Raw genomic sequence first — 13,540 nt, forward strand, 5'->3', positions numbered from 1 at the left:
GCATCTCATTTCACCAGGGCAAGCCCGTGCAAAAACCCGATAAGCCCAAGATCCTGATCGTCAACGATGACCCGGCCAGCCTGTTCGCCCTGGGCAGCCTGCTGGCGCGCTGGTCGGAGGACAACGGCTGCGAGGTGCATACCGCACGTTCGGGCGAGGAAGCATTGCGCCAGGTGCTGCAGCATGAGTTCGCCGTCATCCTGCTCGACGTCAACATGCCGGGCATGGACGGATTCGAAACCGCAGAAGCCATCCATTCCCGTGCGCGCTCGGCAGCCGTGCCCATCATCTTCATTACTGCCTACCTGGCCGACGAGATGCACCGGTTGAAGGGCTATGAGAAAGGCGCTGTCGACTACCTGTTTACGCCGGTGATCCCGCAAATGCTGCAGGCCAAGGTGGGCGTGTTCGTGGCGATGGCGAAAAAGACGATGGAGCTGCAGAGCCAGACCGCGGAACTGCGCAAGCGCACCCATGAACTGTCGGCCGTGAACAAGCGCCTGGAGCTGGAAAAGCGCGAACGCGAGGCGGCGGTCATGCAGAACAAGGCCAAGGACGAGTTCCTGGCCATGCTGGGCCACGAGCTGCGCAATCCGCTGTCGGCCATCAGCAGCGCCGCCACCCTGATCGGCCTGGAAGGCGTCAGCATCGAGGCGGCGCAGCGGGCGCGGCAGATCATCGGCCGCCAGTGCCAGCACCTGAGCCACATCGTCGACGACCTGCTCGACCTCGGCCGGGTCATGTCGGGCAAGATCCTGCTCGAGCGCAAGCGGTTCGAACTGGCGGCGATGCTGCACACCTGCATGGAAACCCTGGCAGCGACCGGCCGCACCCGCAGCTACGAAGTGAAGATACATTCCGATCCGGTCTGGATCGATGCCGACCCGACGCGGGTGGAGCAGATCATCACCAACCTGCTCGACAACGCGCTGAAATACACGGCGCCGGGCGGCAGGATCGATGTCGTGGTCGGCGCGGAGCAGCAGCAGGCCATGCTGGAAGTGCGCGATACCGGCGTGGGCATCGGACCCGACCTGCTGCCCCATGTGTTCGACGTGTTCGTCCAGGGCGAAAGCTCGCTCGACCGGGCGCAGGGCGGCATGGGCATCGGCCTGGCGCTGGTCAGCCAGCTGGTCACGCTGCATGACGGCAGCATCGAAGCCCATAGCGAGGGCGCTGGCTGCGGCAGCCGTTTCACGCTGCGCCTGCCACGGGTGGAGGCGCCGTCGGACGCGCTGGCGCCCGCCGGCGCAAGGAAGGCGGCGCAGGCCGAATGCAGTGCCCTGATCGTGGAAGACAATGCGGATGGCCGTGAAATGATGGCCATGCTGCTGGACTCCTTCGGCACCCGCGTGCTGCAGGCGGCCGATGGTGCGGAAGGCCTGGAACTGGCGCTGGCGCACCGGCCCGACATTGCGCTGGTCGACATTGGCCTGCCCGGCATGGATGGCTATGAAGTGGCGCGCCGCATGCGCGCCAACCCGGCAACCTGCCACATCAGGCTGGTCGCCTTGACCGGCTACGGCCTGCATGAAGACCAGCAGCGGGCGCTGCAGGCGGGCTTCGACCTGCACCTGGTCAAGCCGGTGCCGCCGGAACGGCTGCGCGAAGCGATTGCCTCCTGCATGAATACTGTTGTGAACGGATGAAGCAGGAAGTACTGACAGACGACCTGCGGCGGTTCATCTTTTCGATTCCGTCGATTCCGCACCTGGAAGCGATCCTGCTGATGCGTCGCGAGGCCGGGCGCTGGGACGCCGCCCGGCTGGCGCAGCGGCTGTACCTGCCCAGCGAGCGCGCTGCCGCCCTGCTCGCCGACCTGGCGGCGGCGCATATCTGCCCCCAGGCCGACGCCGCCGCGCCGGCCTGGCGCTACCAGCCCGCCACCGAGGAACTCGATGCGCTGGTGGGCAGCCTGGAGCGTTACTACAGCCAGAACCTGATTGAAGTCACCAACATGATCCATGCAGGCACCCGGCGCCATTCCCGGATCCAGGAATTTGCCGACGCATTCAAGTGGGGGAAGAAAAAGCCATGATCCAGACGATCATCTATGGTTTGTGCGGGCTGACCTCGCTGCTGTCGGCCGTGCTGCTGTGGCGCGGCTACCGCGCCAGCCGCTACCGCCTGCTGATGTGGAGCGCGCTGTGCTTTACTGGCCTCACGCTGTCGAATGTCGCGCTGATGATGGACAAGCTGTTCTTCCCCAATGTCGACCTGCTCCCGCTGCGCCTGGGTTCCGGGCTAGTCGCGCTGCTGCCGCTGCTCTATGGACTGATCACGGATGAATGAATACACCAGCACCAGCCTGATGACCATCGGCGCCATTGCGGCGCTGTCATTCGTGATCGGCTGTTTTTTCCTGCGCTTCTGGCGCGTCACCCGCGACAGGTTCTTCCTGCTGTTCGGCCTGTCGTTCTGGATCGAGGCGGTCAACCGGGTGCTGCTGGGCGCGATGCCGGCCTGGCGCGAGGACACGCCGGCCTACTATCTGGTGCGCCTGCTGGCCTACGGCCTGATCCTGTACGCGATCATCGACAAGAACCGGCGCCGCGACTGAGGCCGGCGCCGCCCCGGCGCCGGCGCTGTCCGGTTACAAGTTTTCACAAATGAAACAGTCTCCGTCTATCAACTGAGTCCGCTCATCGGTAATCTGTGCTCATACCGAACTTCGGTGCAGACCAGGAGCGATGATGCAGACAGTACAGACCACCAACAAGATCCACCCCCTGATGGCCGGCGCCGCTGCGTCGGTCATGCTGGCGAGCCTGGTGGGCGTGGCGGCGATGACCGGCTTGCTGCCCGACTCGCATGGGGAGGCGAAGCACGTTGCCAGCGCCGCGCCCGTGGTGGAAAAGGCCGTGGCGCCCGAGCCGGAAGCCAGGCCTGCGCCGCAGCCGGTGGCGAAAAAGGCCGTGGTCAAACCGGCCGTGCAGCATGCCAGCACCCAGCGCTACGCCCAGGCCGGCAGTTACCAGCAACCGGCGTATCAGCAGCCCGCCTACCAGCCGGCCTATCAGCCAGCCCCGCCGCAGCAGCCTTCCTACCAGCAGCCGGCGCCGCAGATCAGCCCGGTCGGCATTGCGGCCGGCGCCGTGCTCGGCGGCGTGCTGGGCAACCAGGTGGGCGGCGGCAACGGCAAGAAACTGGCGACCGTCGCCGGCGTCATCGGCGGCGGCTATGTCGGCAACGAAGTGGCCAAGCGCTACGGCTACTGATCCCCGTCGCCGCAAGCCACCGCGCGTTCAGTGCCGCGGCTTGCGGTGTTCCAGCATGTGCACCACCGCCTTCACCACCGCATACATCAGCGCATGCTGGCGATCCGGATAGTCATCCAGGTGCACCGACACCGGCCCCGCATGCACGCAATGGGCATGTGAAGCGCCGGCCTCGCGGTCGAAGCGGATATCGATTTCGTACTCGGCGATCAATGGCGCGCAGGCGGCCCAGTCGCGGGTCCATTTCGGCATGGCGGTGGTGCCGTCCCACAGCGTGCCGGCATCCTCGTAAAACTCTTCCACCTTGTGGCCCAGCAGATGGGCCAGTTGCCGTTCCCTGGCAACGCAGCTGCGGAAGTATTCCTCATCGCTCATCAGCATCGTGGTCTCCTTGATCGTCCTGCGGATCTGTCCTTGCCTGTCGCTTGCATTGTAGGAGCGGCCGGTCGCATCCACCCTGTGCGCCGCGAACCGAAGCGACCTGCGTCAACGTCAGCAGACCCTCTGCCCGGCCGCACTGAACCAAGCGGTCGAGTCTGCGACCAAGGTCGCTTATCGTTGACCAGAGACCCGCCATGCACACTTCCCCTCCCGCATCAGCCAGTCGAACTTATACCCCAAGCCCGCTTGACGAGGTGCCGCCGGACATCTTCAGCCTGATCGTGGTGAACCATATTTCCCTGCGTGAGGGGCGTGCCATGACCAGTCTCGCCTGCGTGAGCCGCGTCTTTGCGCAACGAATGAAGCCGCATATGGCGCCGCTACGGCTCTATCGCATGCTGGAGAATGCCAGCCAGGGCCTGCGGGCGACGGCGCTCCACGGCTGCATGGAAACGCTGTACGAGCTGGCGCAGATCAATCCGGCACATCGCCTGGAACTGTTTCTGCGCGTCACCGCCACGCTGCATCATCATTTTTCCGGAACGGCGATCACGCCGCATATAGACATTCTTCTGGCCAGCCTGCAGCACCTGGACCGCGACGAGCAGCCAGCGGCACTGCTCAACCTCTTGGCGAACTATTGGACCAGCCTGTTTTGCACCACGAAACAGCAATTTGTGGATATGGCCAGGCGTGTCGGCGCATTGCAGCCATGCGCGGCGCAGTGTGAACTGGCCATCATTCTGGAACCCGAGATATCCGGTGAAAGCGGCCCCGAGTTCCCGGAGAGGGTGCAGGCTTTTCTCTCCATGTGCATGCGGCTGCGATCTGTTTACAGCACCAAGGCCATACGCCACACCCTGTGGCGTATCGGCGTCTGCAGGCGAGATCAGGCTTATCCGGGTCTCTTCGGTGGTCCCGCCGACGACAAGCAGATGGCGCACAACAAGCATGCGCTGCTGTGGGGCTTGCATGAGTGCCTTCAGTCCATGCCGATGCAGCAACTGCCGGTGGAGGAGCAGGTACTGCTATTGGGAAAGGCCTTGGTCATGCCCGTTCTCCTGGATGATGTCGAAGAGGGGGACAGGATGGCGATCAGCCTGCTGCGGATGATTCCACCAGAACATGGCGATTTTTACTGGAAGCGCAACGAAGAGTACGGGGACGTTTTCGGCGATCTTGTCGAAAGCATGCTGAAACAGGTATTCGAACGCGGCCCCAGGCACAGCATCCATCGCTTCCAGTGCCTCTACCAGGCCATGGCGCATCTGCCACCGAAATCGCAGATCTACTGGATGCGGGACATCCTGCTTAATTGCGCCAGGAAGGCCGAGGCTGGCCTAACACCGGCCCTGATCGTCGCCACCGCGCAGGCAGCCCTGCAACTGAGCCAGGCCCAGCCAGAACTCAAGCTGCTCTACGACCTGTTTGCCTTGGGCCTTAACCCGGCGCCGCTTCGCAAGGCCGGTTCTTACCCGTTGGTGAAACCCGCGGAGGTCGATTCCGCCGAACAACCTGGTTACGTGCAGCGCTTCGATGCCAAATGCAGCGAGTTGATCCATCTCCTTGCGAATGTCGCCCCGGATATGGCCGGCAAGCTGCTTGCTGGCATGAACGGCGCCTATCAGGAATACCGCCCCCTGGGAGATATGCTTCCCCCGGGAAGCCTGTTCAGGACAGAACTGTATGGGCGCTTTCTGAAGCAGGCACTGGCTTTCCTGCGTAGCCTGCCGCCGGCGGATAGCGCCGCTTCCCTGTTGCAGTGGAAACTGCCCGGCCTTCATATCACGGACGCTCGCCATGCCGACGACTGGGTATGCTCCCTGATGACGGCGGCGGCCGACGTCAGCCGCGACAATGACCGGGTATCGGTGGAACAACAAAAAACCGCGCTTGGCGACCTGCTGCAAAACGGCATCGACGTTCCGCACCACAGCCCGGCACGCAACCAGCGGCTGCTCGCTGGCCTGGCTGCATTTCCCGATGCCGTAGGCGCGCATGTGCTGGTCCGCCTGCTGGAGTATCAATACATGTCCTTCGCGCATTACGACGTGCTGTTTGCCAGCACGGTTGAAGCAGCGCGCAGGCTCCCGGACGGATTGCGCTCCAGCGTGCTGGAAGCCGCTGTGAGCGGGCTGACGCACTTTCCTGATCCGCAGACGATGGGCATCACGCGATCAACGCTGCAACAGGAAAGAAATGAACGGCTCGAGCGCGATTATCCAGGCCTTCAGGAGTCATACCCCGATCTCTATGCCCTTATGCAGCCCGGCTGTGTGTCGCGCATGGATGGATGGGCATTGTTGCTGGATGCCGTGGAAACCCTTCCAGTCCAGCACCGGGCTGATCGGCTCAAACAGTTATGCGGCAGCACCATTTTTTTCAGGTTTTCCAATAACCGTCTGTCCGATCAGGAAAAGGCGCAATGCAGCATGCGCCTGCTTTCCGCAGTCATGGGATTGCCGAGTGACTCGCGGGGCAAGGCATTTTCTTCATGGCTCAAGCATGTCTACCGCCAGTCCTACCAACCAGAGCAACGTCAAGCCATACAGGCCGCGCTGCTGCCACTGCTGCTCGCGCTGCCTGCCAGCGAAGGCAGGCCGCTGCTCAACGCCTATCTGTCGTCAGTCTGGCCTGCAGAAGAAAGGTCTGCGCTAGAACAACGCGCGGCAGCGCACTGGAAGGACGCTGTCTGAACATGCCTGGCTAGTTGCGAAGCATCGCTCAGGAGCGCGCCAGCCTGACGCCGCTGAACTGCCAGCGCGCCGTCGCCGGAAAGAAGTTGCGGTAGCTCGGCCGCGCATGGCCTGCCGGCGTGGCGCAGGACGAGCCGCGCAGAACGTACTGGTTGGACATGAACTTGCCGTTGTACTCGCCCAGCGCGCCGGCTTGCGACAGATAGCCCGGATAAGGCCCGTAGCTGCTGGATGTCCATTGCCAGCAGGCGCCGAACAGGTCTGACAGGACGCCGTCGCCCCGCGCGGCCGGATGCAGCGCGCGCGCCGCGGCGTCGGTGGCATCGCGCGCCGCATGCTCCCATTCCGCCTCGGTCGGCAGGCGCGCGCCGGCCCAGCGCGCATAGGCATCGGCCTCGAACCAGGAAAGATGGGTGAGCGGCCGCTGCAGGTCCAGCGGCTGCAGGCCGTGCAGCGTGAATTCATGCCACTGGCCGTCCCGCTCATGCCAGTACAGCGGATGGCGCAGTCCTTCGCGCATCACCCAGTCCCAGCCTTCGGACATCCACAATGACGGATCGCCATAGCCGCCGTCGCGCAGGAAGGCAAGGTAGTCGCCGTTGGTGGCCAGCCGCGACGCCAGCCGGTAGGGCTCGACGAAATGACGGTGGCGCGGCAATTCATTATCGAAGCAGTGGCCGTCGCCGGCATGGCCGATCTCCACCACGCCGCCGTCGAACTCCACCCAGCGCAGCGCCGGCGCGGCAGGCGCGGGCGGCAAGGGACTGCCGGCATACGCCGGCAGCAGGGGGTTCATCGACAGCAGATGCTTGACGTCGGTCAGCAGCAGTTCCTGGTGCTGCTCTTCATGCTGCAGGCCGAGTTCGACCAGCGCCACCACCTCCGGCTTGCCGGCCCCGAGCAGCGCGCCCATCCGGGCGTCGACCGCATGCCGGTATGCCAGCACCTCGTCGAACGAGGGCCGGGTGATCAGGCCGCGCTGCGCCCGCGCATGACGCTCGCCGACGCCGTTGTAATAGGAGTTGTACAGCATCCGGAAGGCCGGATGATGCGGCGCGAAGCCCTGCTCATGCGGCTCGAGCAGGAAGGTCTCGAAGAACCAGGTGGTATGCGCCAGGTGCCACTTGACCGGGCTGGCGTCGGGCATCGACTGCACGCAGCAGTCTTCTTCCGACAGCGGTTCGGACAGGCTCACCGAGCGCCGCCGCACCGCGTTGAAACGCTGGCGCAGCGCGGCTGGCGTGGTGTGCTCGCGCTGCAGTAGCGGGTCGCTCATGCTGTTCTCCTTGTCTGCCTACACGTCGCCGCGGCGCGCATGGCAGACCATGAACCAGCCGGCCTCGTCGGTCCACGATTGCGCCAGCCGGTAGCCTGCCTCGCGCAGCAGCGCGGCAAAGCTGTCGGGCGTGTACTTGTAGCTGTTCTCGGTATGGATGCGCTCGCCTTCGGCGAAGCGCCGCTCGCCGCCGCGCCAGCGCACCGTCAGCGCATGCCGCGCTTCCAGGTGCATCTCGATGCGCGACAGCGCGGCATTGAAGAAGCCGCGATGGCGCCATTCGCGCAGCTTGAAATCGGCCTGAAGCAGCCGGTTCAGGTGGTTCAGCAGGTTCAGGTTGAAGCTGGCGGTGACGCCAAGCGCGTCGTCATAGGCCGCGTCCAGCACCGCATGGTCCTTCACCAGGTCGATGCCGATCAGCAGTTCGCCATCGGCCGCGCGCAGCCGGCGCAGGAAAGCCAGCGCCTCGTCCGGATGGAAATTGCCGATCGAGGAACCCGGATAGAAGAACAGCCGGCGCGACCGCCCCACCTCCTGCGGCAGCGCCAGCGTGGCGGAAAAGTCCATGCCCAGCGGCAGCATGTCGATCTGCGCAAAGCGCTGCCGCAACTGCTGCACGGCGTCATGCAGGAAGTCGGCCGAGATGTCGATCGGCACATACTGCGCCGGCGACAGCAAGGGAAACAGCCGCGCCGCCTTGGCGCAGTTGCCCGCGCCCAGGTCGATCAGGGTGACGCCGCGACCGACCGACTCGGCGATGTCGGCGCCATGCCGCGCCAGGATCGCGGCCTCGGTGCGGGTCGGATAGTACTCGGGCAGTTCGCAGATGGCTTCGAACAGTTTCGAGCCGAGCGCGTCGTACAGGTACTTGGGTGAAGCCATCGCCTGTGGCGCGGAGAGCCCGGCCATCAGCTCGTCGCGGATGACATTGGCTTGGGTATCGCGGGTAGGGATAAGGTCTGCCAATGTCGGGTCCTGTTCTATTTCAAGAGTTCGAGTATCGGGGCCTGCTGTTTCGGGTCGTCATAGTCGGCTTCGCCGATCAGCTGGTAGCGCAGCATGCCGCGGCGGTCGACCAGGAAGCTGGCCGGCAGCATGCGCACCCGCCATGCCTTCATGACTTCCGATTCGGCGTCGCGCAGCATGGTGAAGGACACCGGCGTGCGCTCCAGGAACTGCCGGATGCGCGGCGCGCCTTCGCCGATATTGACAGCCACCACCCGGAACGGCTTGCCGGCCAGTTTCTTTTCCAGGCGCTGCAGTGACGGCATTTCTTCCCTGCACGGCTCGCACCAGGTGGCCCAGAAGTTGACCAGCACCACCTCGCCCTTGAACGAGGCCAGATCGACTTCCCGGCCGGACAGGTCCGGCAGCACCAGCGGCGCGCTCGCCTGCCCGCCTTCAGTGGAAAACGCCTTCCATTCGCTGGCATGGGCGCCTGCCGCCAGCATCAGCGGCAGTGACAGCAGCGCGCAGGCGCAACTTTTCAATTGAAGCATCATCGGGATAGGGTCTTCATGCGGTCAAACAATGATCTCGCGCGCGGTGATGGTGTAGCGGAAATTTTCCGGGTCGAGGCTGTCGATGCGCGATACCCGGCCCATCTCCGCCACTTCCGCATTCGGGTACATGAAGAACCCGACCGGGCCGCGCGCCGCGCCGGGCAGCTTCACGTCGTGCGCATAGTTGTAGGCCAGCCAGTTCATTTCCCATGAGCCGAACAGGCGCTTGCGCGCCGCTTCGACCTTGGCATCGTTCAATGGCAGGCCGCCGTTTTCTTCCAGCACCACCTTGCGCACGTCGGCCGGATCGACCGGCACCCAGCCATGGCCCGCCAGCCAGAATTCGGCGCGGCAGTGCTGCGCCTTGGAAATGTCGCCCGACTTGCCCAGCGACTTGTAGCCCAGCTTCGAATCGGCCACGCGGATGCCGTACACATCGCGCGCCGGCACGCCGACGGCGCGCATCAGGCCGACGAACAGCGCATTCAAGTCGCCGCACTTGCCGCCGAGGTTGTTCGATTCCAGCATGGCGCGGATGTCGCCGACGCCGCAGCCGCGCACCTTGGGGTCGCGCTGGGTGTTATCGACGATCCATTCATACACCGCATGGGCGCGGTCGAGATCGGTCCTGGCGTTCTTCGTGATGTCCAGCGCGGTAGTCCTGACGATGCCATCGGTCGGCAGCAACTCGGTAGGCGCCAGGTACTTGGCGCGCTCGGCGTCGGACAGCACGGCGCCGCTGCCGGGGCCATCGAGACTGACCGCGCGGTCGCGGGTGGCGAAGCGGCTGGTGGCTTCCAGCACCGGCCGCACGCCGCCGCCGAACTGCGCGGCAACGATGCCGGCGCCATACACCGGGTCCTGCACCAATTGCACCGTGCCGTTGGGACTGCTGTAGCGGGTATCGACCAGCTTCTGGTAATCGGTGTCGACCGACGGCGCCGGAATCCAGATGCGCGACGGGCCGCCTTCCAGCAGCTCGACCCGGGTGGTCACCTCGAAGGTGCGCCAGGGGCTTTCCCCGGCCGCGGCGAAGCCGACGGGCGCGATACCCGCAGCGGACAGGGCGAGGCCCGTTTTCAGAAAGGAACGTCTGTCCATGCTAACTCCTGGAATGTGTGATCTTGTTGGAAAGGTCTTGCCGGCGGCCATGCTGTCAGCGGCATCGCGCCGCTTCCACTAAACTGGCGGAGTTTATCGCATCCATCCATCCTCTGCTCATGACCACTCGGCAGTTCCCGGGCATGTCCCGACGCGGCGCGCCATGAAGCGCGACGACACACCGCCCGCGCTCGAATGCCGCGGCCTGCACAAGCGCTATGGCGACCGCATCGTCCTTTCCAGCCTCGACTTCACGCTGGCGCCCGGCGAGTATGTCGCGGTGATGGGCGAGTCCGGGGTCGGCAAGTCGACCCTGCTCAACCTGATCGCCGGCCTCGACCATGCCGACGGCGGCGAGCTGCTGATCGACGGCGTGGCCATGTCCGGCCTGGATGACGACGCCGCCACGCTGCTGCGACGGCAGAAGCTCGGCTTCATCTTCCAGGCCTTCCATATCCTGCCGCACCTGACGCTGGAACAGAATGTCGCCCTGCCGCTGCTGCTGAACCGGCTGCCGCTGGCGCGCGCCGCCGAACTGCTGGCAGCGGTGGGGCTGGGCGGGCGCGGCGCCAACTTTCCGCGCCAGCTCTCCGGCGGCGAACTGCAGCGGGTGGCGATGGCGCGCGCGCTGGCGCACCGGCCGCGGCTGCTGCTGGCCGACGAGCCCACCGGCAATCTCGACCCCGACACCGCGCATGACGTGCTGCGGCTGCTGCGCGAGGAGATCAAGGCCAGCGGCGCGTCCGCCATCATGGTCACCCACTCCCATGCCGCGGCGGCCAGCGCCGACCGGGTGCTGCTGCTCACGCGCGACGGCCTGCATCCGGCGGCCGCCGGCGCCGCGGCATGAATGCGCTGCTTGCCCGCTGGCTGCTGGCCGGCGAATGGCGCATGCATCCGGTGCGCGCGCTGGTGGCCATGGGCGCGATCGCGCTCGGCGTGGCGCTGGGCTTTGCGATCCACCTGATCAATGCCGCCGCCTTCAATGAATTCACCGCCGCCGTCAAGAGCGTCTCGGGCGTGTCGGACCTGCAGGTGCGCGGCGCCCAGGCCACCTTCGACGAAGCGCTCTTCCCCCGGCTGGCGCAGCGGGAAGGCGTGACGCTCGCCAGCCCGGTGCTGGAAGTCGATGCCACCGTGCCGCAGCATCAGGGCACGCTGAAGATCCTCGGCGTGGACGTGTTCCGCGCCGCGGCCATCGCGCCCGACCTGGTCGGCGTGCCGCAGCCTGGCCGCGCCTTCGACACCCTGATGGACGACACGATTTTCCTGTCGCCGGCCGCGATGGCCTGGCTGGAGGTCAAGGCGGGCGACATGCTGACGCTGCGCTCGGGCACCGCCGACATCCGGCTGCGGGTGGCCGGCGGCCTGGTGCGGGCCCGTTCCGGGCAGCGCATCGCGGTGATGGACATCGCCGCGGCGCAATGGCGCTTCGACCGGCTGGGCAAGCTGTCGCGCATCGAACTGAAGCTTGCGCCCGGCATCGACCGCCAGGCATTCCGCGCCGGCCTGCAGCGCGAGCTGGGCGCGGCGCTGCTGGTGACCGAGACCGAGGACCAGGAGGCGCGCAGCAACAACATGTCGCGCGCCTACCGGGTCAACCTGAACGTGCTGGCGCTGGTGGCGCTGTTTACGGGCGCGTTCCTGGTGTTCTCGACCCAGGCGCTGTCGGTGATCCGGCGGCGCCAGCAGTTCGCGCTGCTGCGCGTTCTGGGCAGCAGCCGGCGCCAGGTGCTGGCCCAGGTGCTGGCCGAAGGCGCCCTGCTGGGCGTGGCCGGCTCGCTGCTGGGCCTGCTCCTCGGCTATGCATTGGCGGCGCTGGCGCTGCGCGCCTTCGGCGGCGACCTGGGCGGCGGCTACTTCCCCGGCGTGCAGCCGAGCGTGCGCTTCCAGCCGCTGGCGGCGCTGGTGTTCTTCCTGGCCGGTTCCGGCATTGCGATCCTGGGCAGCGCCAGCCCTGCCTGGGAGGCGGCGCGGGCGCGGCCGGCGCCGGCATTGAAGGCCGGCAGCGAGGACGTGGCGCTGGCGCGCCTGGCCCGACCCTGGCCGGCGCTGGCCTGCCTGCTGCTGGGCGCGGCGCTGACCCGGCTGCCGCCGGTGCATGGCCTGCCCATCTTTGGCTACCTGGCGGTGGCGCTGCTGCTGATCGGCGGCATTGCGCTGATGCCGCGCTTCGCCGCCTGGGTGTTCAACGCCGCCGCCGGCTTGCGCGCCAGACGCGGCGCGGTCGGCACGCTGGCGCTGGCGCGCCTGGCCAATGCGCCTAACCAGGCGTCGATCGCGCTCGGCGGCGTGCTGTCGAGCTTTGCGCTGATGGTGGCGATGGCCATCATGGTGGCCAGCTTCCGGGTCTCGGTCGACGACTGGCTGCGCCATATCCTGTCGGCCGACCTGTACGTGCGCAGCCCGGCCGCGGCCGATGCCGGCGGCCTCGGCCCTGATCAGCAGCGCCGCATCGCCGCCCTGCCCGGCGTGCTGCGCGCCGACTTCCAGCGGGTGACGCCGCTGGCGCTGGACCCGGCCCAGCCAAGCGTGGCGCTGATTGCCCGCCCGATCGACGCCGCCGACCCCGGCCGCACCCTGCCGTTGACCGGGCCCTCGGTGGACGCCGGCACCGCGCGGCCGGTATGGGTATCGGAAGCCATGGTCGACCTGTATGGCTACCGGGTCGGCAGCACCATCACGCTGCCGATCTCGGGCAGCCCGCAGCCGCTGCTGGTGGCCGGCGTCTGGCGCGACTATGCGCGCCAGAGCGGCGCGATCCAGATGCGGCTGTCCGACTACCAGGCGCTGACCGGCGACATGACGGTGAACGACGCCGCGCTCTGGCTGAAGCCACAAGCGCGGGCAAGCGATGTCGCCGCCGCGGTGCGCGCCCTGCCCTTCGGCGCGGCGCTGGAACTGGCCGAGCCGGGCGAGATCCGCGCGCTCAGCCTGAAGATCTTCGACCGCAGCTTCGCCATCACCTATCTGCTCGAAGCGGTGGCCATCATCATCGGCCTGTTCGGCGTGGCCGCCACCTTCTCGGCGCAGACCATGGCGCGCGCCAGGGAGTTCGGCATGCTGCGCCATATCGGCGTGACGCGCCGGCAGGTGCTGGCCATGCTTGCCACCGAAGGCGCGCTGCTGACCGCGGCCGGCATCGCGGTCGGTTTCCTGCTGGGCTGGTGCATCAGCCTGATTCTGGTATTCATCGTCAATCCGCAATCCTTCCACTGGACCATGCAGCTGCACATGCCATGGCCGACGCTGGCCACGGCGGCGGCGGCGCTCCTGGCCTCGGCCGCGGCCACCGCGCTGGTGGCCGGCCGCCAGGCGGTGTCGGGCGATGCGGTGCGCGCCGTCAGGGAGGACTGGTAATGCCGG

The 13,540-nt window shown here is 66.5% G+C and carries 13 protein-coding genes; 8 read left to right on the forward strand and 5 right to left on the reverse strand.

Annotated features, from left to right (window positions below):
- Positions 1–26: 26 nt before the first annotated feature.
- The 5 genes from IGW04_RS12440 to IGW04_RS26050 all read left to right on the forward strand — a co-directional run bounded on the left by IGW04_RS12440 (position 27) and on the right by IGW04_RS26050 (position 3,218).
- Positions 27–1,649 (forward strand): response regulator, encoded by a 1,623-nt coding sequence (locus tag IGW04_RS12440; protein WP_194713402.1) that lies wholly within the window; start codon positions 27–29, stop codon positions 1,647–1,649.
- Positions 1,646–2,038: a hypothetical protein gene (locus IGW04_RS12445; RefSeq protein WP_194713403.1), complete on the forward strand. Its 393-nt coding sequence runs from the start codon at positions 1,646–1,648 to the stop codon at positions 2,036–2,038. The genes IGW04_RS12440 and IGW04_RS12445 overlap by 4 nt, the downstream gene beginning before the upstream one ends.
- Entirely contained in the window at positions 2,035–2,292 is a 258-nt protein-coding gene (locus tag IGW04_RS12450; protein ID WP_194713404.1) for a DUF5985 family protein, read from the forward strand. Before IGW04_RS12445 ends, IGW04_RS12450 begins: the two co-directional genes overlap by 4 nt.
- Positions 2,285–2,560: a DUF5985 family protein gene (locus tag IGW04_RS12455; RefSeq protein WP_228527059.1), complete on the forward strand. Its 276-nt coding sequence runs from the start codon at positions 2,285–2,287 to the stop codon at positions 2,558–2,560. The genes IGW04_RS12450 and IGW04_RS12455 overlap by 8 nt, the downstream gene beginning before the upstream one ends.
- A gap of 130 nt (positions 2,561–2,690) precedes the next feature.
- A complete protein-coding gene (locus IGW04_RS26050) occupies positions 2,691–3,218 on the forward strand; it encodes a glycine zipper 2TM domain-containing protein (RefSeq protein WP_267253695.1) in 528 nt (175 codons plus the stop codon).
- 27 nt (positions 3,219–3,245) lie between these two features.
- On the opposite strand, the gene IGW04_RS12465 is transcribed toward IGW04_RS26050, so the two are convergent.
- Positions 3,246–3,599, reverse strand: a complete 354-nt coding sequence (locus IGW04_RS12465) for an aminoacyl-tRNA synthetase (protein ID WP_194713406.1) — start codon at positions 3,597–3,599, stop codon at positions 3,246–3,248.
- A gap of 194 nt (positions 3,600–3,793) precedes the next feature.
- On the opposite strand from IGW04_RS12465, the gene IGW04_RS12470 reads away from it, so the two are divergent.
- The gene (locus tag IGW04_RS12470; RefSeq protein ID WP_194713407.1) at positions 3,794–6,295 is read left to right on the forward strand and encodes a hypothetical protein; all 2,502 of its coding nucleotides are present in this window, start codon (positions 3,794–3,796) and stop codon (positions 6,293–6,295) included.
- A gap of 28 nt (positions 6,296–6,323) precedes the next feature.
- Here IGW04_RS12470 and egtB read toward each other — a convergent pair whose 3' ends face one another.
- The 4 genes from egtB to IGW04_RS12490 form a co-directional block, all read right to left on the reverse strand.
- Positions 6,324–7,571 carry an ergothioneine biosynthesis protein EgtB gene (gene egtB, locus IGW04_RS12475; protein WP_194713408.1) on the reverse strand — a complete coding sequence of 416 codons (1,248 nt, stop codon included), beginning with the start codon at positions 7,569–7,571 and terminating at the stop codon, positions 6,324–6,326.
- An 18-nt stretch (positions 7,572–7,589) separates the two neighbouring features.
- A complete protein-coding gene (gene egtD / locus IGW04_RS12480; protein WP_194713472.1) occupies positions 7,590–8,480 on the reverse strand; it encodes an L-histidine N(alpha)-methyltransferase in 891 nt (296 codons plus the stop codon).
- Between the two features lie 71 nt (positions 8,481–8,551).
- Entirely contained in the window at positions 8,552–9,073 is a 522-nt protein-coding gene (locus IGW04_RS12485; RefSeq protein WP_194713409.1) for a TlpA disulfide reductase family protein, read from the reverse strand.
- A 21-nt stretch (positions 9,074–9,094) separates the two neighbouring features.
- Positions 9,095–10,174: a transglutaminase-like domain-containing protein gene (locus IGW04_RS12490; protein ID WP_194713410.1), complete on the reverse strand. Its 1,080-nt coding sequence runs from the start codon at positions 10,172–10,174 to the stop codon at positions 9,095–9,097.
- Between the two features lie 163 nt (positions 10,175–10,337).
- Between IGW04_RS12490 and IGW04_RS12495 the strand changes: the two genes are divergently transcribed.
- Positions 10,338–11,024 (forward strand): ABC transporter ATP-binding protein, encoded by a 687-nt coding sequence (locus IGW04_RS12495; RefSeq protein ID WP_194713411.1) that lies wholly within the window; start codon positions 10,338–10,340, stop codon positions 11,022–11,024.
- A complete protein-coding gene (locus IGW04_RS12500) occupies positions 11,021–13,534 on the forward strand; it encodes an FtsX-like permease family protein (RefSeq protein WP_194713412.1) in 2,514 nt (837 codons plus the stop codon). Before IGW04_RS12495 ends, IGW04_RS12500 begins: the two co-directional genes overlap by 4 nt.
- Positions 13,535–13,540: the final 6 nt, after the last annotated feature.

It is taken from the genome of Noviherbaspirillum soli (genome assembly GCF_015352955.1).
Lineage (GTDB): Bacteria > Pseudomonadota > Gammaproteobacteria > Burkholderiales > Burkholderiaceae_D > Noviherbaspirillum_A > Noviherbaspirillum_A soli.